The 1,924-nt window shown below is 65.5% G+C and carries 1 protein-coding gene; it reads right to left on the minus strand.

The window, feature by feature from the left end; all coding sequences use genetic code 11:
- Positions 1-139: 139 nt before the first annotated feature.
- Entirely contained in the window at positions 140-1,702 is a 1,563-nt protein-coding gene (locus QJT82_RS45285; protein WP_028343751.1) for an alkaline phosphatase D family protein, read from the minus strand.
- Positions 1,703-1,924: the final 222 nt, after the last annotated feature.

The following is a 1,924-nucleotide window of genomic DNA, read 5'->3' on the forward strand; positions in this document are numbered from 1 at the left end:
TCCTGAGGAGCCCGCCGAAGGCGGGCGTCTCGAAGGATGGCCACGAGGGCACCGCCACGAAATGCGATAGCCCTGCCCGCAAGCGGGAGAGGGAGCGCAGTTCGTTCGCGGCGTTATCTCAACCCGATCGCGGTGCGCGCTAGACCGGCTTCGGATCGAGCGTGATCGCCCACAGCTCGGCGTCGACGCGGTCGCGCAGGCTCACCGTCATCTGCCCGCTCTTGCCGTCGATCTTGACGTGGCCGAAGAACTGCATGCCGGCCGACGGCGGCAGGTTCTGGTTGGCCTCGCCCGGCGCCTTGATGAACTTCACCTCGGGGCCGAAGGTGTTGTCGAGCTCGTTCGGACCGAACGTGCCGGCATGCAGCGGGCCGGAGACGAATTCCCAGAACGGATCGAACTCCTGGAACTGGGCCTTGTTCGGGTTGTAGTAGTGCGCTGCGGCGTAATGCACGTCGGCGGTCAGCCACACCGTGTTGACGACTCCCGCGGTCTTGATGAAGCGCAGGATATCGGCGATCTCGAGCTCGCGGCCGCGCGCCGGACCATCGCCCTGCGCAAAGGCTTCCGAGCCCTTCTTGTTGGCGGCATCGTCATAGACGATCAGCGAAAGCGGCATGTCGGAGGCGATCACCTTCCAGGTGGCGCGCGAGTTGAGCAGCGCGCGCTTCAGCCAGGCCATCTGGTCCGGGCCGATGAAATAGGCGTCGGGGCCGTACTGCTCCTGCAGGTTCGGGCCGTTGGGGCCGCGATAGCTGCGCTCGTCGAGCATGAAGACGTCGAGATGCGGACCGTAGCTCAGCGTGCGATAGACGCGGCCCGGCTCGACGATGCTCTCGCGCATCGGATACATCTCGTGGAAGGCCTTGGCCGCGCGCGCCGCGAGCACGGTGATGTCGCGCTCCTTGTAGGCCGCCGGCAGCTGCTTCGACAGCGACCAGTTGTTGGTCACCTCGTGATCGTCCCACTGCACGAAGATCGGCACCTCGGCATTGAAGGCGCGGACGTTGTTGTCGAGGAGGTTATATTTGTGGGCGGCCCGGTATTCGTCGAGCGTCTCGGCGACCTTGGCCTTCTCGGGAATCGTGACGTTCTTCCAGATCTTGCCGTCGGGAAGCTTCACCTCGGAGGGGATCACGCCATCGGCGTAGATCGTGTCGCCGGAGTGCAGAAGGAAATCCGGAGCGTGCTTCTTCATCGCGGCGAAGGTGATCATGCCGCCGTCGTCGGGATTGATGCCCCAGCCCTGGCCGGCGACGTCGCCGCCCCAGACGAACGAGACGTCGCGGCGATCGCTCGGCGCGGTGCGGAAGCGGCCGACCACCGGCTCGCCGACGATGTCGATATGGGCAAGGTCGCGGAAGCGGACGCGGTAGAAGATGTCCTGGCCGGAGGGCAGGTTCTCCAGCAGCATCTTGGCGGTGAAGTCGCTCTCGGGCAGCGCCGTGATCGGCGGCAGCGTATGGGCATCCTTGAAGGACTCGGTGGTCGCGACCTCGACCATCATCTGCGACGGCCGGTCCGCACGCGCCCACACCACGCCGCCGTCGACGCCGACATCGCCGGACTGCACGCCATGGGTGATCACCGGGCGGTCGGCGGCCCGCGACAGATAGGGCATCGCGATCACGCCGGCGCCGGCCGCAGCCGCCGTGGAGAGAAAGCGTCGGCGGGTGAGATTTCGCGAGAACCGGATCGTCATGGGGAGCCTCCTCAGGTCACAGCGACAATGCGCCGCAGGCGCGCCAAGACCTAGAAAAATTCCATGACGGAGAGATTACAGGGACGAGGAGGTGTGGAGAGCAATCAGAGGCAACGCTCCGTAAGGTGAGCACGCCTGTCGGGCTCCCTCTCCCGCTTGCGAGGGCTTTGCGCAAAGGCGAATCTGCGATTCTCTAAGACCGATCTGAAGGGGGAGGCGGGG

The organism is Bradyrhizobium sp. Mp19 (assembly GCF_029952935.1).
In the GTDB taxonomy this organism is placed as follows: Bacteria; Pseudomonadota; Alphaproteobacteria; order Rhizobiales; family Xanthobacteraceae; genus Bradyrhizobium; species Bradyrhizobium elkanii.